The following is a 21,717-nucleotide window of genomic DNA, read 5'->3' as shown; positions in this document are numbered from 1 at the left end:
AATTCCGAAACCCCAATTGCGAAAGCAGTTGGGGTTTTGTTTTGCCTGCGAGAAATGTGTCCGCTTGATTTCTATGCAACGGCCCGGGGCATGGCTATTATGCGGGCCTCATTGTGAGGCGATACCTGCATGCTGACGTTGTTGAATCTACTGAAGGATGGACGATTCCATTCCGGACAGGACCTGGGCGTTGCCCTGGGAATAAGCCGAAGTGCTGTATGGAAGCAGCTACAACAGCTTGAAGCGGAACTTGGCCTGTCGATCCATAAAGTTCGCGGTCGCGGATATCAATTGTCGACGCCTCTGACGCTCCTTGATCCTCTTGAAATAACCAGGAAGATGCCTCAATGGCCGGTGCGTGTGTTCGACTCTGTTGACTCGACAAATGCCGAAGCTCTGCGCTCCATCAGTGACGGCGCCGCCGTGCCGTTTTTGGTGCTCGCGGAGCGACAATTGGCAGGCCGTGGTCGTCGAGGTCGTAAGTGGGTAAGCCCATTTGCAGAAAATCTTTATTACAGCCTTGTACTCCGCATCGAAGGCGGCATGCGTCAGCTTGAGGGACTGAGCCTTGTTGTTGGCTTGGCGGTGATGCAGGCCTTGCGAAACACCGGTGTGGCCAATGCCGGTTTGAAGTGGCCCAATGATGTTTTGGTGGGTAACAAGAAAATAGCCGGCATTCTGCTCGAACTCGTCGGCGATCCTGCGGATGTGTGTCATGTTGTATTGGGTATAGGAATCAACGTGAATATGCAGGTTGCCGATGAGGTCGACCAGCAATGGACTTCTATAAAACTGGAGTCAGGCAAAGCCTGCGATCGCAATGCTCTGGTGGTTGAATTGAGTAATCAACTCAAGACTCATATCCATAAACACCAGCTCAACGGGTTCGCAAGTCTGCAGGCAGAATGGGCGGAAAATCATCTGTGGCAGGGTCGGTCCGTGTCGTTGATCGCTGGTAACAGCCGTATCGATGGGGTAGTGCTCGGGATTGATAACCAAGGCGGGTTGCGCTTGATTGTAGATGGTGTTGAAAAAGCCTTTAGTGGTGGAGAGCTCAGCCTGAGGTTGCGTGATGATTCTTGAGCTTGACTGCGGCAATAGCTTTATTAAATGGCGCGTGCTGAATGCCTCGGCGAGCGAGCTGGTCTCGGAAGGAGTTGTAGACTCTAACCAGGCTTTGCTTGAGAGCTTGCGCATCATAAAGTCGCTGTCACTGCTCCACTGTCGTTTGGTAAGCGTCAGGACCAACGAGGAAACCAGCGCTTTAACCGAAATGCTCGAGCGCGAGTTCGGTATTCCTATCTCGCGTGCGAAGCCCGCTCGCGAGATGTCCGGCGTTCGAAACGGCTACGAAGACTATGAGCGTCTGGGGCTTGATCGCTGGCTGGCGATGCTTGGCGGCTTTCACCTGGCTGCCGGAAGTGCTTGTCTGGTTCTCGACTTCGGTACTGCGGTTACTGCCGATTTTGTCGGGGCTGACGGTGAGCATCTCGGTGGGTTCATTTGTCCAGGCATGCCTTTGATGCGAAACCAGCTTCGCACCCATACCCGTAAAATTCGTTATGGTGATGAGGCGGCAGAGCGCGCCCTTTCCAGTCATGTCCCGGGGCGTACCACCGTGGAAGCGGTGGAGCGCGGTTGTTCTTTGATGCTGAGGGGCTTTGTTCTCACTCAATTAGAGCTGGCTCGAGCGTACTGGGGAGAGCAATTCACCGTCTTTATTACGGGAGGGGATGCCGAGTTGGTTAAAGGCGTCGCGCCTGACGCCAGGGTTGTGCCCGACCTGGTTTTTGTCGGCTTGGCGATGGCGTGTCCCTTGTCCTGAGGTTTATATGCGTTGGTTGTTCCTGCTCCTAGTGGTTCTCAATGTTTTTTACTATGTCTGGCATCAGCAGGAAGCGCCCTTGCGAGCCAAAGATGTAACGCCCCTTAGTCTGTATCGCGGTTCGCAGCAGGATATCCGTCTACTGAGCGAAACTGCTGGTGAAGGCGGGAGAGGGCAGGTGGTGCCGCGTCAGCAGTGTCTTTTCCTTGGTGGATTTTCTGAAGAGGATTCAATTGCCAAGCTGCAACAGCGCCTGGTGGCGATGAGGGTCAATGCTCAATCCGTGCCGAAAGATGCTGCAGGAAGCGGTTACTGGCTTGCAGTTGCGCCGGATGGCCAGCGTTTGTTGGGCGATCAGCAGTTGCAAAACCTTTCCAAGGAATTCAATGAGTTAAAACATAAAATAATGCTGTGCGAAGGGGTTGCACCTGCTCAATAGTTTGCATAGAATGGCGCCCGCTCCACAGCGAACACCTTAAACGGGATTCGAAGTGAAGCGTGTCAACGCAGCTAACCTCAGGTTTTTAAATGAGAAAATGCTTGACAGGGGTTTGGCATGATATAGAATGCCGGCCTGATTAGGAGGGGTTCCCGAGCGGCCAAAGGGATCAGACTGTAAATCTGACGTCTACGACTTCGAAGGTTCGAATCCTTCTCCCTCCACCAGATTTAAGCGTGAGCTGCAGGCTCCGCGGGTATAGTTTAGTGGTAGAACCTCAGCCTTCCAAGCTGATGATGCGGGTTCGATTCCCGCTACCCGCTCCAAGTTTGCAGGTTGTGCAAAAGGGTTTTGCTCTTGTAGCTCAGTTGGTAGAGCACACCCTTGGTAAGGGTGAGGTCAGCGGTTCAAATCCGCTCAAGAGCTCCATATAACAAGGCAGATATGAAAATATCTGCCTTTGTTTTAATGGTTGATATTGTTTGTCTAATTTCTTCTGTAGAGGGTGATATCGATGGCTAAGGAAAAATTTGATCGTTCCCTGCCCCACGTCAACGTTGGGACCATTGGTCACGTTGACCACGGTAAAACCACTCTGACTGCTGCTCTGACTCGCGTTTGCTCCGAAGTTTTCGGTTCTGCAATCGTTGACTTCGACAAGATCGACAGCGCACCAGAAGAAAAAGCTCGCGGTATCACCATCAACACCGCGCACGTTGAGTACAACTCGAAGATCCGTCACTACGCTCACGTTGACTGCCCAGGTCACGCTGACTACGTGAAGAACATGATCACCGGTGCTGCTCAGATGGACGGCGCTATCCTGGTTTGCTCGGCCGCTGATGGTCCGATGCCGCAAACCCGTGAGCACATCCTGCTGTCCCGTCAGGTTGGCGTTCCGTACATCGTGGTCTTCCTGAACAAGGCTGACCTGGTAGACGACGCTGAGCTGCTGGAACTGGTTGAGATGGAAGTTCGTGACCTGCTGTCGACTTACGACTTCCCGGGCGACGACACTCCGATCATCATCGGTTCGGCTCGTATGGCGCTGGAAGGCAAAGACGACAACGAGATGGGCACCACTGCCGTCAAGAAACTGGTTGAAACTCTGGATGCCTACATCCCAGAACCAGTTCGTATGATCGACAAGCCATTCCTGATGCCAATCGAAGACGTATTCTCGATCTCGGGTCGCGGTACTGTTGTGACTGGTCGTATCGAGCGCGGTATCGTTCGCGTTCAGGATCCGCTGGAAATCGTTGGTCTGCGTGACACCACCGTTACTACTTGCACTGGTGTTGAAATGTTCCGCAAGCTGCTCGACGAAGGTCGTGCTGGCGAGAACTGCGGCGTTCTGCTGCGTGGTACCAAGCGTGACGACGTTGAGCGTGGCCAGGTTCTGGTCAAGCCAGGTTCGGTCAAGCCGCACACCAAGTTCACCGCAGAAGTTTACGTTCTGAGCAAGGAAGAAGGCGGTCGTCACACTCCGTTCTTCAAAGGCTACCGTCCACAGTTCTACTTCCGTACTACTGACGTGACTGGTAACTGCGAGCTGCCAGAAGGCGTTGAAATGGTAATGCCAGGTGACAACATTCAGATGACTGTTACCCTGATCAAAACCATCGCGATGGAAGACGGTCTGCGTTTCGCTATCCGTGAAGGCGGTCGTACCGTCGGCGCTGGCGTCGTAGCCAAAATCATCGAATAAGCGGTTGTAATGTATTTTTCGGGCCGGCATAATGGTCGGCCTGATTTTGTTTTAGGTCAGTAGCTCAATTGGCAGAGCGACGGTCTCCAAAACCGTAGGTTGGGGGTTCGATTCCCTCCTGACCTGCCAGATTCACTCGGTGTGTCTGGCTTTCTTTTCACAGGATCTTCATAGATGACTCCTAAAGCTGAAGCTCAAGGCTCTCGCTTCGATCTGCTCAAGTGGCTTGTAGTAGTCGCTTTGGTGGTTGTTGGCGTTGTTGGCAATCAGTATTACGCTGCTTCGCCGATCCTGTACCGTGTACTCGCTTTGCTTGCCATTGCTGCTGTAGCTGCCTTTGTAGGCCTGCAGACCGCGAAGGGCAAGTCTTTCTTTGTACTGGTTAAGGAAGCTCGCACCGAGATTCGTAAAGTCGTGTGGCCAACTCGCCAAGAAACCACGCAGACCACGCTGATTGTCGTGGCTGTTGTTCTGGTTATGGCGTTGCTGTTGTGGGGTCTCGATTCCCTGCTCGGCTGGCTTGTTTCCTTGATTGTCGGCTAAGGGTGTCCCGTGGCTAAGCGTTGGTATGTTGTGCATGCTTACTCGGGTTACGAGAAGCATGTGATGCGCTCGCTGATCGAGCGCGTAAAGCTGGCTGGCATGGAAGATGGCTTCGGCGAGATTCTGGTTCCCACTGAAGAAGTGGTTGAGATGCGTAACGGCCAGAAGCGCAAAAGCGAACGGAAGTTCTTCCCAGGCTATGTGCTGGTCCAGATGGATATGAACGAGGGTACTTGGCACTTGGTCAAGGATACTCCTCGGGTGATGGGTTTCATCGGCGGTACCGCTGACAAGCCTGCACCAATTACCGATAAAGAGGCAGAAGCGATTCTGCGTCGCGTTGCTGATGGTAGCGACAAGCCGAAGCCGAAGACGTTGTTCGAGCCAGGCGAGACGGTGCGTGTCAATGACGGTCCATTCGCTGATTTCAATGGCGTTGTGGAAGAAGTTAACTACGAAAAGAGCCGGATCCAAGTGGCAGTGCTCATTTTCGGTCGCTCTACTCCGGTGGAGCTCGAGTTCAGTCAGGTCGAGAAGGTCTAACTGGACAAGCAATCCCAACCCCGCAGCCTTAGGCTGTGGGGTTTTGTCGTCACTGGGATAAACGCGCAAGTAACCGGGGAGCCTTTCGAGGCGTTCGAACCCGTAATTGGAGTGCCTCATGGCCAAGAAGATTACCGCTTACATCAAGCTGCAAGTGAAGGCCGCTCAGGCTAACCCAAGTCCACCGGTTGGTCCTGCTCTGGGTCAGCACGGCGTGAACATCATGGAATTCTGCAAGGCTTTCAACGCCCGTACTCAGGGTCTTGAGCCAGGTTTGCCGACTCCAGTGATCATCACTGTCTACAGCGACCGTAGCTTCACTTTCGAAACCAAATCCACCCCTGCTTCGGTTCTGCTGAAGAAGGCGGCCGGTCTGACCAGCGGTTCCGCTCGTCCGAACACCGTTAAGGTTGGCACTGTTACCCGTGCTCAGCTGGAAGAAATCGCGAAAACCAAAAACGCGGATCTGACTGCAGCTGATATGGATGCAGCCGTGCGTACTATCGCCGGTTCTGCTCGTAGCATGGGCCTTAACGTGGAGGGTGTGTAATGGCTAAGCTGACCAAGCGTCAAAAGGCTATCGCCGGCAAAATCGAAGCAGGCAAGGCCTACAACATTGTAGACGCCGCTGCTCTGCTGGCCGAGCTGTCGACTGTCAAGTTCAGCGAGTCGTTCGACGTTGCTGTAAACCTGGGTGTAGACCCGCGTAAATCTGACCAGGTTGTTCGTAGCGCTACTGTGCTGCCGCACGGCACTGGCAAGACCGTTCGCGTTGCTGTGTTCACCCAGGGTCCAGCTGCTGAGGCCGCTCTGGCTGCCGGCGCTGACCGTGTAGGTATGGACGACCTGGCTGCCGAAATGAAAGGCGGCGACCTGAACTATGACGTAGTGATCGCATCCCCGGATGCCATGCGCGTTGTAGGTCAGTTGGGTCAGATCCTCGGTCCACGTGGCCTGATGCCTAACCCTAAAGTCGGCACCGTAACTCCAGACGTAGCCAACGCGGTCAAGAACGCCAAGGCTGGTCAGGTTCGTTATCGCACCGACAAAAACGGCATCATCCACACTTCCGTTGGCAAGATGGGCTTCGACGCCGTCAAGCTGAAGGAAAACGTTGAAGCCCTGATCGCTGATCTGAAGCGTATCAAGCCAGCTTCCTCGAAAGGCATTTACGTCAAGCGCGTTACCCTGAGCACCACCATGGGCCCAGGTCTGGTTATCGACCAGAGCTCGCTCGACGCGTAAGACAAAGGTTGGCGCGGTTTGCCGCGCCAATTGAAAGATTGGGGTCCCTGCCTGGCGGGGGCTATCCAAGACCGTAGGCGGCGCAAGCCTTAAACCTCAAGCCTACGCAGATGGTGCTCCCGGTTCCTTACCGAATCAGACACCAAAACGACATTCGGTTCCGATCGAATGAAACGGTAACAAGCAGGAGTTAAACCCGTGGCAATTAATCTCGAAGACAAGAAGGCCATCGTCGCTGAAGTCAACGAGGCTGCCAAAGTCGCTCTGTCCGCTGTCGTGGTTGATGCACGTGGCGTAACAGTAGGCGCAATGACCGGACTCCGTAAAGAGGCTCGTGAAGCTGGCGTTTACGTACGTGTTGTACGTAACACCCTGCTCAAGCGCGCTGTTGCTGACACTCAATACAGTGTCCTCAACGACGTGTTCACCGGCCCGACCCTGATTGCATTCTCGAACGAACATCCGGGCGCTGCTGCCCGTATCTTCAAAGAGTTTGCCAAGGGTCAGGACAAGTTCGAGATCAAGGCAGCTGCGTTCGAGGGCAAGTTCCTCGCAGCTAATCAGATCGACGTACTGGCAACTCTGCCGACCCGTGACGAAGCAATTTCTCAGCTGATGAGCGTGATTCAAGGCGCAACCAGCAAATTGGCTCGTACTCTGGCGGCAATTCGCGACCAGAAAGAAGCTGCCGCAGCCTAAGGCTCGTCACTTCTCGCGTTTTTTGTTTATTTCGATGGTCGCGTAGGCCGTCCCCCAATTCAGGAATTGAGTCATGTCTCTGACTAACGAACAAATCATCGAAGCAATCGGCCAGAAATCCGTAGTGGAAATCGTTGAGCTGATCAAAGCGATGGAAGAAACCTTCGGTGTTACCGCTGCTGCCGCTTCGGCTGGCCCAGCTGTAGCTGCTGCTGCTGTTGAAGAGCAAACCGAGTTCAACGTTGTTCTGCTGGAAGCTGGCGAGAAGAAGGTTAACGTGATCAAGGCAGTTCGTGAACTGACCGGTCTGGGCCTGAAAGAAGCCAAAGAGAAAGTAGACGGCGCTCCTCAGGTTGTAGCTGAAGGCGTTTCGAAAGAAGCGGCTGAAGACGCCAAGAAGAAGCTGGAAGAAGCAGGCGCTAAAGTCGAGCTGAAGTAAGCATCGACTTTGCTCCTCCAGCCCGAGCGTCAAGCGACAGGCTGATGGCTGGTGGCTCTTGCCACCGGCCTTTTTCCGTTATTGGCAGCCGACTGGGTCGGTGCTGATAAAGGCGCTGTAACCACCCGATGCGGTGGCGCAAACCATGGGGTTTGCACGATTTTCTGGCTGCTCCCGTCGGGAGGGGCCAAACAAGCAGGTGACCAAGCTGGGGAACGCTGATGGCTTACTCATATACTGAGAAAAAACGTATCCGCAAGGACTTTAGCAAGTTGCCGGACGTCATGGATGTGCCTTACCTCCTGGCCATCCAGCTGGATTCGTATCGTGAATTCTTGCAAGCGGGAGCGACTAAAGATCAGTTCCGCGACGTGGGCCTGCATGCGGCCTTCAAATCCGTTTTCCCGATCATCAGCTACTCCGGCAATGCTGCGCTGGAGTACGTCGGTTATCGCCTGGGCGAACCGGCATTTGATGTCAAAGAATGCGTATTGCGCGGTGTAACTTTCGCCGTACCTTTGCGGGTAAAAGTGCGCCTGATCATTTTCGACAAAGAATCGTCGAACAAAGCGATCAAGGACATCAAAGAGCAAGAAGTCTACATGGGTGAAATCCCCCTGATGACTGAGAACGGTACCTTCGTAATCAACGGTACCGAGCGTGTTATCGTTTCCCAGCTGCACCGTTCCCCGGGCGTGTTCTTCGACCACGACCGCGGCAAGACGCACAGCTCCGGCAAACTGCTGTACTCGGCTCGCATCATTCCTTACCGCGGTTCGTGGCTGGACTTCGAATTCGACCCGAAAGACTGCGTCTTCGTGCGTATCGACCGTCGTCGCAAACTGCCGGCTTCGGTACTGCTGCGCGCACTCGGTTACACCACCGAAGAAGTGCTGGACGCGTTCTACACCACCAACGTATTCCACCTGAGCGGCGAAACCCTCAGCCTGGAACTGGTGCCGTCGCGCCTGCGTGGTGAAGTTGCGGTTCTGGACATCCAGGACGAGAAGGGCAAGGTCATCGTTGAGCAAGGCCGCCGTATTACCGCGCGCCACATCAACCAGATCGAAAAAGCCGGTATCAAGACGCTGGACGTGCCACTGGACTACGTCCTTGGTCGCACCACCGCCAAGGCTATCGTGCACCCGGCTACCGGAGAAATCCTGGCCGAATGCAACACCGAGCTGAACACTGAAGTCCTGGCAAAAATCGCCAAGGCTCAGGTCGTTCGCATCGAGACCCTGTACACCAACGACATCGACTGCGGTCCGTTCGTCTCCGACACGCTGAAGATCGACTCCACCAGCAACCAATTGGAAGCGCTGGTCGAGATCTATCGCATGATGCGTCCAGGCGAGCCGCCAACCAAAGACGCTGCCGAAACCCTGTTCAACAACCTGTTCTTCAGCCCTGAGCGCTATGACCTGTCTGCGGTCGGCCGGATGAAGTTCAACCGTCGTATCGGTCGTACCGAGATCGAAGGTTCGGGCGTGCTGTGCAAGGAAGACATCGTCGCGGTCCTGAAGACTCTGGTCGACATCCGCAACGGTAAAGGCATCGTCGATGACATCGACCACCTGGGTAACCGTCGTGTTCGCTGCGTAGGCGAAATGGCCGAGAACCAGTTCCGCGTTGGCCTGGTACGTGTTGAGCGTGCGGTCAAAGAGCGTCTGTCGATGGCAGAAAGCGAAGGCCTGATGCCGCAAGACCTGATCAACGCCAAGCCAGTGGCTGCGGCGGTGAAAGAGTTCTTCGGTTCCAGCCAGCTGTCGCAGTTCATGGACCAGAACAACCCGCTGTCCGAGATCACCCACAAGCGTCGTGTCTCTGCACTCGGCCCTGGCGGTCTGACTCGTGAGCGCGCAGGCTTCGAAGTCCGTGACGTACACCCGACTCACTACGGTCGTGTCTGCCCGATTGAAACGCCGGAAGGTCCGAACATCGGCCTGATCAACTCCCTGGCTGCGTACGCTCGCACCAACCAGTACGGCTTCCTGGAAAGCCCGTACCGCGTGGTGAAAGAGGGTGTGGTCACCGACGAGATCGTGTTCCTGTCCGCTATTGAAGAAGCCGATCACGTGATCGCGCAGGCTTCGGCGACCATGAACGAGCAGAAAGTCCTGATCGACGAACTGGTTGCCGTACGTCACCTGAACGAATTCACCGTCAAGGCGCCGGAAGACGTCACCCTGATGGACGTTTCGCCGAAGCAGGTTGTATCGGTTGCAGCGTCGCTGATTCCGTTCCTCGAGCACGACGACGCCAACCGTGCGTTGATGGGTTCGAACATGCAGCGTCAGGCTGTACCGACTCTGCGCGCTGACAAGCCGCTGGTAGGTACCGGCATGGAGCGTAACGTAGCCCGTGACTCCGGCGTTTGCGTCGTGGCTCGTCGTGGTGGCGTGATCGACTCCGTCGACGCCAGCCGTATCGTGGTTCGTGTTGCCGATGACGAAGTTGAAACCGGTGAAGCCGGTGTCGACATCTACAACCTGACCAAATACACCCGCTCGAACCAGAACACCTGCATCAACCAGCGTCCGCTGGTGCGTAAAGGTGATCGCGTTCAGCGTAGCGACATCATGGCCGACGGCCCGTCCACCGACATGGGTGAACTGGCGCTGGGTCAGAACATGCGCATCGCGTTCATGGCATGGAACGGCTTCAACTTCGAAGACTCCATCTGCCTGTCCGAGCGTGTGGTTCAGGAAGACCGTTTCACCACGATCCACATTCAGGAACTGACCTGTGTGGCCCGTGACACCAAGCTTGGCCCAGAGGAAATCACTGCGGACATCCCGAACGTGGGTGAAGCTGCACTGAACAAGCTGGACGAAGCCGGTATCGTTTACGTAGGTGCTGAAGTAGGCGCAGGCGACATCCTGGTGGGTAAGGTCACTCCGAAAGGCGAGACCCAACTGACTCCGGAAGAAAAACTGCTGCGTGCAATCTTCGGTGAAAAAGCCAGCGACGTTAAAGACACCTCCCTGCGCGTGCCGACCGGCACCAAAGGTACTGTCATCGACGTACAGGTCTTCACCCGCGACGGCGTTGAGCGTGATGCTCGTGCACTGTCGATCGAGAAGTCCCAGCTGGACGAGATTCGCAAGGATCTGAACGAAGAGTTCCGCATCGTTGAAGGCGCGACTTTCGAACGTCTGCGTTCCGCACTGGTAGGCCACAAGGCCGAAGGCGGCGCCGGCCTGAAGAAAGGTCAGGACATCACCGACGAAGTACTCGACGGTCTTGAGCACGGCCAGTGGTTCAAACTGCGCATGGCTGAAGATGCGCTGAACGAGCAGCTCGAGAAGGCTCAGGCTTACATCGTAGATCGTCGCCGTCTGCTGGACGACAAGTTCGAAGACAAGAAGCGCAAACTGCAGCAGGGCGATGACCTGGCTCCAGGCGTGCTGAAAATCGTCAAGGTTTACCTGGCAATCCGTCGCCGCATCCAGCCGGGCGACAAGATGGCCGGTCGTCACGGTAACAAGGGTGTGGTCTCCGTGATCATGCCGGTTGAAGACATGCCGCACGATGCCAATGGCACCCCGGTCGACGTGGTCCTCAACCCGCTGGGCGTACCTTCGCGTATGAACGTTGGTCAGATCCTCGAAACCCACCTGGGCCTCGCGGCCAAAGGTCTGGGCGAGAAGATCAACCGGATGGTCGAAGAGCAGCGTAAAGTCGCTGAACTGCGCACCTTCCTGGACGAGATCTACAACCAGATCGGCGGTCGTAACGAAGATCTGGACAGCTTCTCCGATCAGGAAATCCTCGATCTGGCGAACAACCTGCGTGGCGGCGTTCCAATGGCCACTCCAGTGTTCGACGGCGCCAAGGAAAGCGAAATCAAGGCCATGCTGAAACTGGCAGACCTGCCGGAAAGCGGCCAGATGCAACTGACCGACGGCCGCACCGGCAACAAGTTCGAGCGTCCAGTTACCGTTGGCTACATGTACATGCTGAAGCTGAACCACTTGGTAGACGACAAGATGCACGCGCGTTCTACCGGTTCTTACAGCCTGGTTACCCAGCAGCCGCTGGGTGGTAAGGCGCAGTTCGGTGGTCAGCGTTTCGGGGAGATGGAGGTCTGGGCACTGGAAGCATACGGTGCTGCTTACACTCTGCAAGAAATGCTCACAGTGAAGTCGGACGATGTGAACGGCCGTACCAAGATGTACAAGAACATCGTGGATGGCGATCACCGTATGGAGCCGGGCATGCCCGAGTCCTTCAACGTGTTGATCAAGGAAATTCGTTCCCTCGGCATCGATATCGATCTGGAAACCGAATAACACGTGACGCGAATCGAGAGCGGGGCAGGAATGCCCGCTCTCTGCTCCGCCAGGAGGAAAGGCCTTGAAAGACCTACTGAATTTGCTGAAAAACCAGGGTCAAGTCGAAGAGTTCGACGCCATCCGCATCGGATTGGCCTCGCCGGAGATGATCCGTTCGTGGTCGTTCGGTGAAGTTAAAAAGCCGGAAACCATCAACTACCGTACGTTCAAACCCGAGCGTGACGGCCTGTTCTGCGCCAAGATCTTTGGTCCGGTAAAGGATTACGAGTGCCTGTGCGGTAAGTACAAGCGCTTGAAGCACCGTGGTGTGATCTGCGAGAAGTGCGGCGTTGAAGTTGCACTGGCCAAGGTTCGTCGTGAGCGCATGGCGCACATCGAACTGGCTTCGCCGGTTGCCCACATCTGGTTCCTGAAATCGCTGCCGTCGCGTATCGGCCTGCTGATGGACATGACCCTGCGTGATATCGAACGCGTTCTCTACTTCGAGAGCTATGTCGTTATCGATCCAGGCATGACCACCCTTGAAAAAGGTCAGCTGCTGAACGACGAGCAGTATTTCGAAGCGCTGGAAGAGTTCGGTGACGATTTCGACGCCCGCATGGGTGCCGAAGCTGTCCGTGAACTGCTGCACGCTATCGACCTGGAGCACGAGATTGGCCGTCTGCGCGAAGAGATTCCGCAAACCAACTCGGAAACCAAGATCAAGAAGCTGTCCAAGCGTCTGAAGTTGATGGAAGCCTTCCAGGGTTCCGGCAACCTGCCAGAGTGGATGGTGCTGACCGTTTTGCCGGTTCTGCCGCCAGATCTGCGTCCACTGGTCCCGCTGGATGGCGGTCGTTTCGCGACCTCCGACCTCAACGATCTGTATCGTCGAGTGATCAACCGTAACAACCGTTTGAAGCGCCTGCTGGATCTGTCCGCGCCGGACATCATCGTGCGCAACGAAAAGCGTATGTTGCAGGAAGCGGTCGATGCACTGCTCGACAACGGTCGTCGTGGCCGCGCTATCACTGGTTCCAACAAGCGTCCTCTGAAATCCCTGGCTGACATGATCAAGGGTAAGCAAGGTCGTTTCCGTCAGAACTTGCTCGGTAAGCGTGTTGACTACTCCGGTCGTTCGGTAATTACCGTAGGCCCGACCCTGCGTCTGCACCAGTGCGGTCTGCCGAAGAAGATGGCTCTCGAGCTGTTCAAGCCGTTCATTTTCGGCAAGCTGGAAATGCGTGGTCTGGCGACCACCATCAAAGCGGCCAAGAAAATGGTCGAGCGCGAGTTGCCAGAGGTTTGGGACGTTCTCGCTGAAGTGATTCGCGAACACCCGGTTCTGCTCAACCGTGCGCCGACCCTTCACCGTCTGGGTATCCAGGCGTTTGAACCGGTACTGATCGAAGGTAAGGCTATCCAGCTGCACCCTCTGGTCTGCGCCGCGTACAACGCCGACTTCGACGGCGACCAGATGGCCGTGCACGTACCGCTGACGCTGGAAGCCCAGCTCGAAGCGCGTGCGTTGATGATGTCGACCAACAACATTCTGTCGCCAGCCAACGGTGAGCCAATCATCGTTCCGTCGCAGGACGTTGTATTGGGTCTGTACTACATGACTCGTGAAGCGATCAACGCCAAGGGCGAAGGTCGTGTGTTCGCGGATCTGCAGGAAGTCGACCGTGTGTTCCGTGCCGGCGAAGCCGCACTGCACGCCAAGGTCAAGGTTCGTATCAACGAAACCGTCAACGACCGTGACGGCAACAGCGTGAGCGGTACCCGTATCGTCGACACCACTGTCGGCCGTGCGCTGCTGTTCCAGGTTGTGCCAAAAGGTCTGTCGTTCGACGTCGTCAACCTGCCGATGAAGAAAAAGGCGATCTCCAAGCTGATCAACCAGTGCTACCGCGTGGTTGGTCTGAAAGAGACCGTGATCTTCGCTGACCAGTTGATGTACACCGGTTTCGCTTACTCGACCATCTCCGGCGTTTCCATCGGTGTTAACGACTTCGTTATCCCGGATGAAAAAGCCCGCATCATCGGTGCGGCCACCGACGAAGTGAAAGAGATCGAGAGCCAGTACGCCTCCGGCCTGGTAACCCAGGGCGAGAAGTACAACAAAGTGATCGACCTCTGGTCGAAAGCGAACGACGAAGTTTCCAAGGCGATGATGGCCAACCTCTCGAAAGAGAAAGTCATCGACCGTCACGGCGACGAAGTCGACCAAGAGTCTTTCAACTCGATGTACATGATGGCCGACTCGGGTGCGCGGGGTTCCGCAGCACAGATTCGTCAGCTGGCCGGTATGCGTGGTCTGATGGCCAAGCCGGACGGTTCCATCATTGAAACGCCGATTACTGCGAACTTCCGTGAAGGTCTGAGCGTACTTCAGTACTTCATCTCGACGCACGGTGCTCGTAAAGGTCTGGCGGATACCGCGTTGAAAACCGCTAACTCCGGTTACCTGACTCGTCGTCTGGTAGACGTGGCGCAGGATCTGGTAGTAACCGAGATCGATTGCGGCACCGAACACGGTCTGCTGATGACTCCGCACATTGAAGGCGGTGACGTTGTAGAACCGTTGGGTGAGCGCGTACTGGGTCGTGTCATTGCCCGTGACGTATTCAAGCCGGGTACCGAGGACGTTATCGTTCCTGCCGGCACTCTGGTTGACGAGAAGTGGGTCGAGTTCATCGAGCTGAACAGCATCGACGAAGTGATCGTGCGTTCGCCGATCAGCTGCGAAACCCGCTACGGCATCTGCGCCAAGTGCTACGGCCGTGATCTGGCTCGTGGTCACCAGGTGAACATCGGTGAAGCGGTCGGCGTTATCGCTGCCCAGTCTATCGGTGAGCCGGGTACCCAGCTGACCATGCGTACGTTCCACATCGGTGGTGCGGCAAGCCGTACTTCCGCAGCCGACAGCGTTCAGGTGAAGAATGGCGGTACCGTCCGTCTGCACAACCTGAAGCACGTTGAGCGAGTGGATGGCCATCTGGTTGCTGTGTCCCGTTCCGGTGAGCTGGCAATCGCGGATGACTTCGGTCGTGAGCGCGAGCGTTACAAGCTGCCGTACGGTGCTGTGATTTCGGTTAAAGAAGGTGACAAGGTTGACGCTGGCGCAATCGTGGCCAAGTGGGATCCGCACACTCACCCGATCGTTACCGAAATGAAAGGTACCGTGACCTACGTGGGCATGGAAGAAGGCATCACGATCAAGCGTCAGACTGACGAATTGACCGGTATGACCAATATTGAAGTACTTGACGCGAAAGATCGTCCAGCTGCCGGTAAGGAAATCCGTCCAGCAGTGAAGATGGTCGACGACAACGGCAAGGATCTGTTGCTGCCAGGCACTGACGTTATCGCTCAGTACTTCCTGCCAGCCAACGCCCTGGTCGGTGTGGCTGACGGTGCGAAGATTGCGATCGGTGACGTTATCGCTCGTATCCCGCAGGAAACTTCGAAGACCCGTGACATCACCGGTGGTCTGCCGCGTGTTGCCGACCTGTTCGAAGCCCGTCGTCCGAAAGAAGCGTCGATTCTGGCTGAAGTCAGCGGCACCATCGCGTTCGGTAAAGAGACCAAAGGCAAGCGCCGTCTGGTCATTACCCCGAACGACGGTAGCGATCCGTACGAAGAGCTGATTCCGAAGTGGCGTCACCTGAACGTCTTCGAAGGCGAACAGGTAAACCGCGGCGAAGTTATCTCCGACGGTCCAAGCGATCCGCACGACATCCTGCGTCTGCTGGGTGTAAGCGCGCTGGCCAAGTACATCGTCAACGAGATCCAGGACGTTTATCGTCTGCAAGGCGTGAAGATCAACGACAAGCACATCGAGACCATCCTGCGTCAGATGCTGCGTAAAGTTGAGATCTCCGAGTCCGGCGATTCCAGCTTCATCAAGGGCGACCAGATGGAACTGACTCACGTTCTGGTAGAGAACGAGCGTCTGAGCGCGGAAGACAAGTTTGTCTCCAAGTTCACTCGCGTTCTGCTGGGTATCACCAAGGCGTCGTTGTCCACCGAATCGTTCATCTCGGCGGCTTCCTTCCAGGAAACCACCCGCGTACTGACCGAAGCGGCAGTCACCGGCAAGCGCGATTACCTGCGCGGCCTGAAAGAAAACGTAGTCGTGGGTCGTCTGATCCCGGCCGGTACCGGTCTTGCCTATCACAGCGAGCGCAAGCGTCGCCGTGATGCCGACAAGCCGTTGCGCGTAAGCGCCAGTGAAGTGGAAGCTGCACTGACCGAAGCGCTGAACTCGAGCGGTAACTGAGTTCTGCGATAAACGAGCGTGAGGCCCTGATCGCTCCGTTCGTCGAATCGAGACATCAAGTCAAGGTTCGATGGGCGGGGAGGTCGGGGCCTTGCCTTGACTGGAATCAAGATCCTCTTTAGACTCTTGATCCCCTAAATTTGGCGGGAATTCGTTCCTGCCATTTTGCTTTTCTTGCAAGACAATAGCGTCGCAAGACAACAGTGGAGCTAGTAGATGGCAACTATCAACCAGCTGGTACGTCAGCCGCGTAAGCGTATCGTCGAGAAATCCGACGTACCTGCGCTGCAGAACTGCCCGCAACGTCGTGGCGTGTGCACCCGTGTGTACACCACCACGCCGAAAAAACCTAACTCGGCACTGCGTAAAGTATGCCGTGTGCGTCTGACCAACGGTTTCGAGGTTTCCTCGTACATCGGTGGTGAAGGCCACAACCTGCAAGAGCACAGCGTGGTACTGATCCGCGGCGGTCGTGTAAAAGACTTGCCAGGTGTTCGTTACCACACCGTTCGCGGCTCCTTGGATACTTCCGGCGTTAAAGGCCGTAACCAGGGTCGTTCGAAGTACGGTACCAAGCGTCCGAAGTAATCGGCCGTTTTGCAGATTTTTATTTTATTGAGTCGATAAGAGTAAGGTCGGGCACGCATCCTCTGGATCTGTCCCGAGCTAACCTGAAGACCGCTTGAGGGCTTATCATGCCAAGACGTCGCGTAGCAGCAAAGCGTGAGATTCTGGACGATCCGAAATACGGAAGCCAGATCCTCGCCAAATTCATGAACCACGTTATGGAAAGCGGCAAGAAAGCCGTTGCCGAGCGTATCGTTTATGGTGCCCTGGAAACCGTTGCGGCCCGTAAGGCTGGCACCGATCCCCTGGAACTCTTCGAAAAAGCACTCGACGCCATCGCTCCGCTGGTCGAAGTGAAGTCGCGCCGCGTTGGTGGTGCTACTTACCAGGTTCCGGTCGAGGTTCGTCCTTCCCGTCGTAACGCTCTGGCAATGCGCTGGTTGGTAGACTTCGCCCGTAAGCGCGGCGAGAAGTCTATGGCTCTGCGTTTGGCTGGCGAACTGCTGGATGCTGCTGAAGGTAAAGGTGCTGCTGTTAAGAAGCGTGAAGACGTGCACCGTATGGCCGAAGCTAACAAAGCTTTCTCGCACTACCGCTTCTAATTTTAGCTTCACTAATTTTGCGAGGGCTTTATGGCTCGTACTACTCCGATTAGCCGCTACCGTAACATCGGTATCGTCGCTCACGTGGATGCTGGTAAAACCACAACCACCGAGCGCGTACTGTTTTACACCGGCAAAAGTCACAAAATGGGCGAGGTGCATGATGGCGCCGCGACCACAGACTGGATGGTTCAGGAGCAGGAGCGTGGTATTACCATTACTTCTGCTGCCATTACCGCCTTCTGGAAAGGTTCCGAGAAGCAGTACTCTCACGAGCACCGTTTCAACGTAATCGATACCCCGGGCCACGTTGACTTCACCATTGAAGTTGAGCGTTCCCTGCGCGTACTCGACGGCGCTGTCGTTGTGTTCTGCGGTACTTCGGGTGTTGAGCCGCAGTCGGAAACCGTATGGCGTCAAGCCAACAAATACGGCGTTCCACGTCTTGTTTACGTAAACAAGATGGACCGTGCCGGCGCCAACTTCCTGCGCGTGATCGGTCAGATCAAGCAGCGTCTGGGTCACACTCCGGTGCCGATCCAGTTGGCCATCGGCTCCGAAGACAACTTCCAGGGTCAGATCGATCTGATCAACATGCAAGCTGTCTACTGGAACGACTCCGATAAAGGTATGGTCCCTGTTCGCAAGGACATTCCTGCCGAGCTCCAAGAGCTGGCTGAAGAGTGGCGCAACAACATGGTTGAAGCTGCTGCCGAAGCCAACGAAGAGCTGATGAACAAGTACCTGGAAGGCGAAGAGCTGTCGATCGAAGAGATCAAGGCTGCTTTGCGTCAGCGTACTATCGCCGGCGAAATCGTTCTGGCCGTTTGCGGTTCTTCGTTCAAGAACAAGGGCGTTCCCCTGGTTCTCGACGCCGTTATCGACTACCTGCCTGCTCCGACCGACATTCCTGCTATCAAGGGTTCCAACCCTGATAACGAGGAAGAAGAGATGGAGCGTCATGCAGACGACAACGAGCCTTTCGCGGCTCTGGCGTTCAAGATCGCTACCGACCCATTCGTGGGTACCCTGACCTTCGTCCGCGTTTACTCGGGCGTGTTGAACTCCGGCGACGGCGTGATCAACTCGGTCAAAGGCAAGAAAGAGCGCGTGGGTCGTATGGTGCAAATGCACGCAAACGCCCGTGAAGAGATCAAGGAAGTACGCGCTGGTGACATCGCGGCCCTGATCGGCATGAAGGACGTCACCACTGGTGAAACCCTCTGCAACGCTGACAAGCCAATCATCCTGGTTCGCATGGACTTCCCGGAGCCGGTTATTTCGGTTGCCGTAGAGCCTAAGACCAAGGATGACCAGGAAAAAATGGGTATCGCTCTGGGCAAGCTTGCTCAGGAAGACCCGTCTTTCCGCGTTAAAACTGATGAAGAGACTGGTCAGACGATCATCTCCGGCATGGGCGAGCTGCACCTGGACATCCTGGTTGACCGGATGCGCCGTGAGTTCAACGTCGAAGCCAACATCGGCAAGCCTCAGGTTTCGTATCGTGAGCGCATCACGAAGAACTGTGAAATCGAAGGCAAGTTCGTTCGTCAGTCCGGTGGTCGCGGCCAGTTCGGTCACTGCTGGATCCGTTTTGCTCCTGCTGACGAAGGTCAGGAAGGTCTGCAATTCGTGAACGAAGTTGTAGGTGGTGTGGTTCCTAAGGAATACATCCCGGCTATCCAGAAGGGTATCGAAGAGCAGATGAAGAACGGCGTTGTTGCCGGCTATCCGCTGATCGGCCTGAAGGCTACCGTGTTCGATGGTTCTTACCACGACGTCGACTCCAACGAGATGGCGTTCAAGGTGGCTGCTTCCATGGCGACCAAGCAACTGGCCCAGAAGGGTGGTGGTGAGTTGCTCGAGCCGATCATGGCGGTAGAGGTTGTTACGCCTGAAGACTATATGGGTGATGTGATGGGCGACCTTAACCGTCGTCGCGGCATGATCCAGGGTATGGAAGACACAGTGTCCGGCAAGGTTATCCGTGCCGAGGTTCCACTGGGTGAGATGTTCGGTTATGCGACCGACGTTCGTTCCATGTCCCAGGGTCGCGCAAGCTACTCTATGGAATTCAAAAAATACGATACGGCTCCGTCGCACATCGTCGAATCCGTAACCAAAAAACAAGGCTGATTCAGCCCCTTTAGGCTAGGAGTTAATTGTCGTGGCTAAAGAAAAATTTGATCGTTCCCTACCGCACGTCAACGTTGGCACCATTGGTCACGTTGACCACGGTAAAACCACTCTGACTGCTGCTCTGACTCGCGTTTGCTCCGAAGTTTTCGGTTCTGCAATCGTTGACTTCGACAAGATCGACAGCGCACCAGAAGAAAAAGCTCGCGGTATCACCATCAACACCGCGCACGTTGAGTACAACTCGAAGATCCGTCACTACGCTCACGTTGACTGCCCAGGTCACGCTGACTACGTGAAGAACATGATCACCGGTGCTGCTCAGATGGACGGCGCTATCCTGGTTTGCTCGGCCGCTGATGGTCCGATGCCGCAAACCCGTGAGCACATCCTGCTGTCCCGTCAGGTTGGCGTTCCGTACATCGTGGTCTTCCTGAACAAGGCTGACCTGGTAGACGACGCTGAGCTGCTGGAACTGGTTGAGATGGAAGTTCGTGACCTGCTGTCGACTTACGACTTCCCGGGCGACGACACTCCGATCATCATCGGTTCGGCTCGTATGGCGCTGGAAGGCAAAGACGACAACGAGATGGGCACCACTGCCGTCAAGAAACTGGTTGAAACTCTGGATGCCTACATCCCAGAACCAGTTCGTATGATCGACAAGCCATTCCTGATGCCAATCGAAGACGTATTCTCGATCTCGGGTCGCGGTACTGTTGTGACTGGTCGTATCGAGCGCGGTATCGTTCGCGTTCAGGATCCGCTGGAAATCGTTGGTCTGCGTGACACCACCGTTACTACTTGCACTGGTGTTGAAATGTTCCGCAAGCTGCTCGACGAAGGTCGTGCTGGCGAGAACTGCGGCGTTCTGCTGCGTGGTACCAAGCGTGACGACGTTGAGCGTGGCCAGGTTCTGGTCAAGCCAGGTTCGGTCAAGCCGCACACCAAGTTCACCGCAGAAGTTTACGTTCTGAGCAAGGAAGAAGGCGGTCGTCACACTCCGTTCTTCAAAGGCTACCGTCCACAGTTCTACTTCCGTACTACTGACGTGACTGGTAACTGCGAGCTGCCAGAAGGCGTTGAAATGGTAATGCCAGGTGACAACATTCAGATGACTGTTACCCTGATCAAAACCATCGCGATGGAAGACGGTCTGCGTTTCGCTATCCGTGAAGGCGGTCGTACCGTCGGCGCTGGCGTCGTAGCCAAAATCATCGAGTAAGACTTTTAAAGTCAGCTTGATGGATTGAAAAAGCCCCCGCTCAGCGGGGGCTTTTTTATTGGGTTGACACCTATCAGGGGCGTCTATAGAATTGCGCCTCCTTTTAACGGGCGTATTGCGCCCGGTGGGAATAGCAGCCGGAGTCTGAAATCCAATGCAAAATCAGCAAATCCGTATCAGGTTGAAGGCTTTTGACCATCGCCTGATCGACCAATCAACCCAGGAAATCGTGGAAACCGCGAAACGTACTGGTGCTCAAGTGCGTGGTCCAATTCCACTGCCTACCCGTAAAGAGCGGTTCACCGTTCTGGTTTCCCCGCACGTCAACAAAGACGCGCGTGACCAGTACGAGATCCGCACTCATAAGCGTGTTCTGGACATCGTCCAGCCAACGGATAAAACCGTTGATGCGCTGATGAAGCTTGATCTTGCGGCCGGTGTGGAAGTGCAGATCAGCCTCGGCTAAGACTCGGTCTTGGTCGTGTAACGCTCTGAAATGGGCGGCCATAGCGGGTGAAAGCCCCGTACACTCATGAGGTTTACAACATGACTATTGGTGTAGTCGGTCGTAAATGCGGTATGACCCGTATTTTCACCGAAGAAGGTGTCTCCATTCCGGTCACGGTCATTGAGATCGAGCCGAATCGCGTCACCCAGTTCAAAACTGAAGAGACCGATGGCTATCGTGCAGTGCAAGTCACTGTCGGCGAGCGTCGCGCTTCGCGTGTAACAGCAGCTCAGGCTGGCCACTTCGCTAAAGCGAACGTTGCCGCTGGTCGCACCACCATGGAATTCCGCCTTGAAGAAGGCGAGTACCAGGCTGGCGATCTGATCAACGCTGAAATCTTCGCCGCTGGTCAACTGGTTGATGTAACCGGTCAGTCCAAGGGTAAAGGCTTCCAGGGTACGATCAAGCGTTGGAATTTCCGCGGGCAAGATAACACCCACGGTAACTCCGTATCCCACCGCGTCCCAGGCTCTATCGGCCAGTGCCAGACTCCTGGTCGTGTATTCAAGGGCAAAAAAATGTCCGGTCATATGGGCGCTGAGCGCGTGACCGTGCAGTCCCTGGAAGTAGTGCGCGTGGACGCTGAACGCAATCTGTTGTTGGTCAAGGGTGCTGTTCCTGGCGCTACTGGCGGCAACCTGGTTGTACGTCCAGCAGCCAAGGCTCGCGGTTAAGGGGA

General features: G+C 55.5%; 18 protein-coding genes and 4 tRNA genes. All 22 read left to right on the top strand.

Annotated elements, in window-relative coordinates:
• Positions 1 to 129 precede the first annotated feature (129 nt).
• The 22 genes from birA (at position 130) to rplC (ending at position 21,712) form a co-directional block, all read left to right on the top strand.
• A complete protein-coding gene (gene birA / locus D8U82_RS25715) occupies positions 130 to 1,083 on the top strand; it encodes a bifunctional biotin--[acetyl-CoA-carboxylase] ligase/biotin operon repressor BirA (protein ID WP_130903220.1) in 954 nt (317 codons plus the stop codon).
• On the top strand, positions 1,073 to 1,825 hold the full coding sequence (locus tag D8U82_RS25710) for a pantothenate kinase (protein WP_130903219.1): 753 nt from the start codon (positions 1,073 to 1,075) through the stop codon (positions 1,823 to 1,825). The genes birA and D8U82_RS25710 overlap by 11 nt, the downstream gene beginning before the upstream one ends.
• Before the next feature lie 7 nt (positions 1,826 to 1,832).
• Entirely contained in the window at positions 1,833 to 2,264 is a 432-nt protein-coding gene (locus D8U82_RS25705) for a hypothetical protein (protein ID WP_125925892.1), read from the top strand.
• Between the two features lie 142 nt (positions 2,265 to 2,406).
• Positions 2,407 to 2,491, top strand: a tRNA-Tyr gene (locus D8U82_RS25700).
• A gap of 25 nt (positions 2,492 to 2,516) precedes the next feature.
• Positions 2,517 to 2,590 (top strand) — tRNA-Gly (locus tag D8U82_RS25695).
• Between the two features lie 27 nt (positions 2,591 to 2,617).
• Positions 2,618 to 2,693: transfer RNA gene (locus tag D8U82_RS25690), tRNA-Thr, on the top strand.
• Positions 2,694 to 2,778: 85 nt separating this feature from the next.
• A complete protein-coding gene (tuf, locus tag D8U82_RS25685; RefSeq protein ID WP_064361246.1) occupies positions 2,779 to 3,972 on the top strand; it encodes an elongation factor Tu in 1,194 nt (397 codons plus the stop codon).
• Positions 3,973 to 4,025: 53 nt separating this feature from the next.
• Positions 4,026 to 4,101 (top strand) — tRNA-Trp (locus tag D8U82_RS25680).
• A gap of 45 nt (positions 4,102 to 4,146) precedes the next feature.
• Positions 4,147 to 4,515, top strand: a complete 369-nt coding sequence (secE, locus tag D8U82_RS25675; RefSeq protein ID WP_016772937.1) for a preprotein translocase subunit SecE — start codon at positions 4,147 to 4,149, stop codon at positions 4,513 to 4,515.
• A 9-nt stretch (positions 4,516 to 4,524) separates the two neighbouring features.
• Positions 4,525 to 5,058 (top strand): transcription termination/antitermination protein NusG, encoded by a 534-nt coding sequence (gene nusG / locus D8U82_RS25670; protein ID WP_007957598.1) that lies wholly within the window; start codon positions 4,525 to 4,527, stop codon positions 5,056 to 5,058.
• A 118-nt stretch (positions 5,059 to 5,176) separates the two neighbouring features.
• Positions 5,177 to 5,608 (top strand): 50S ribosomal protein L11, encoded by a 432-nt coding sequence (gene rplK, locus D8U82_RS25665; protein WP_003176435.1) that lies wholly within the window; start codon positions 5,177 to 5,179, stop codon positions 5,606 to 5,608.
• Complete coding sequence (rplA, locus tag D8U82_RS25660) at positions 5,608 to 6,303, top strand: 50S ribosomal protein L1 (protein ID WP_016772938.1); 696 nt, start codon at positions 5,608 to 5,610, stop codon at positions 6,301 to 6,303. The genes rplK and rplA overlap by 1 nt, the downstream gene beginning before the upstream one ends.
• Before the next feature lie 198 nt (positions 6,304 to 6,501).
• The gene (gene rplJ / locus D8U82_RS25655; RefSeq protein WP_008081912.1) at positions 6,502 to 7,002 is read left to right on the top strand and encodes a 50S ribosomal protein L10; all 501 of its coding nucleotides are present in this window, start codon (positions 6,502 to 6,504) and stop codon (positions 7,000 to 7,002) included.
• A 73-nt stretch (positions 7,003 to 7,075) separates the two neighbouring features.
• Positions 7,076 to 7,441: a 50S ribosomal protein L7/L12 gene (rplL, locus tag D8U82_RS25650; protein ID WP_007962228.1), complete on the top strand. Its 366-nt coding sequence runs from the start codon at positions 7,076 to 7,078 to the stop codon at positions 7,439 to 7,441.
• Between the two features lie 221 nt (positions 7,442 to 7,662).
• Positions 7,663 to 11,736 carry a DNA-directed RNA polymerase subunit beta gene (rpoB, locus tag D8U82_RS25645; protein WP_016772939.1) on the top strand — a complete coding sequence of 1,358 codons (4,074 nt, stop codon included), beginning with the start codon at positions 7,663 to 7,665 and terminating at the stop codon, positions 11,734 to 11,736.
• Between the two features lie 64 nt (positions 11,737 to 11,800).
• Positions 11,801 to 16,000 carry a DNA-directed RNA polymerase subunit beta' gene (gene rpoC, locus D8U82_RS25640; RefSeq protein ID WP_016772940.1) on the top strand — a complete coding sequence of 1,400 codons (4,200 nt, stop codon included), beginning with the start codon at positions 11,801 to 11,803 and terminating at the stop codon, positions 15,998 to 16,000.
• A gap of 216 nt (positions 16,001 to 16,216) precedes the next feature.
• The gene (gene rpsL / locus D8U82_RS25635) at positions 16,217 to 16,588 is read left to right on the top strand and encodes a 30S ribosomal protein S12 (protein ID WP_003186084.1); all 372 of its coding nucleotides are present in this window, start codon (positions 16,217 to 16,219) and stop codon (positions 16,586 to 16,588) included.
• Positions 16,589 to 16,695: 107 nt separating this feature from the next.
• Positions 16,696 to 17,169, top strand: coding sequence for a 30S ribosomal protein S7 (gene rpsG / locus D8U82_RS25630; protein WP_016772941.1), 474 nt, complete (start codon positions 16,696 to 16,698; stop codon positions 17,167 to 17,169).
• A gap of 30 nt (positions 17,170 to 17,199) precedes the next feature.
• A complete protein-coding gene (gene fusA / locus D8U82_RS25625) occupies positions 17,200 to 19,305 on the top strand; it encodes an elongation factor G (protein WP_016772942.1) in 2,106 nt (701 codons plus the stop codon).
• 31 nt (positions 19,306 to 19,336) lie between these two features.
• On the top strand, positions 19,337 to 20,530 hold the full coding sequence (gene tuf / locus D8U82_RS25620) for an elongation factor Tu (protein ID WP_064361246.1): 1,194 nt from the start codon (positions 19,337 to 19,339) through the stop codon (positions 20,528 to 20,530).
• 154 nt (positions 20,531 to 20,684) lie between these two features.
• Positions 20,685 to 20,996 (top strand): 30S ribosomal protein S10, encoded by a 312-nt coding sequence (gene rpsJ, locus D8U82_RS25615; RefSeq protein ID WP_003186070.1) that lies wholly within the window; start codon positions 20,685 to 20,687, stop codon positions 20,994 to 20,996.
• Positions 20,997 to 21,076: 80 nt separating this feature from the next.
• Positions 21,077 to 21,712: a 50S ribosomal protein L3 gene (gene rplC, locus D8U82_RS25610; RefSeq protein ID WP_003228738.1), complete on the top strand. Its 636-nt coding sequence runs from the start codon at positions 21,077 to 21,079 to the stop codon at positions 21,710 to 21,712.
• Positions 21,713 to 21,717 lie beyond the last annotated feature (5 nt).

It is taken from the genome of Pseudomonas sp. Sample_23 (assembly GCF_004307595.1).
Classification (GTDB): Bacteria; Pseudomonadota; Gammaproteobacteria; order Pseudomonadales; family Pseudomonadaceae; genus Aquipseudomonas; species Aquipseudomonas atacamensis.
The sequence above is the reverse complement of the archived record's forward strand: the minus strand, read 5'-3'. Positions and strand labels throughout refer to the sequence as shown.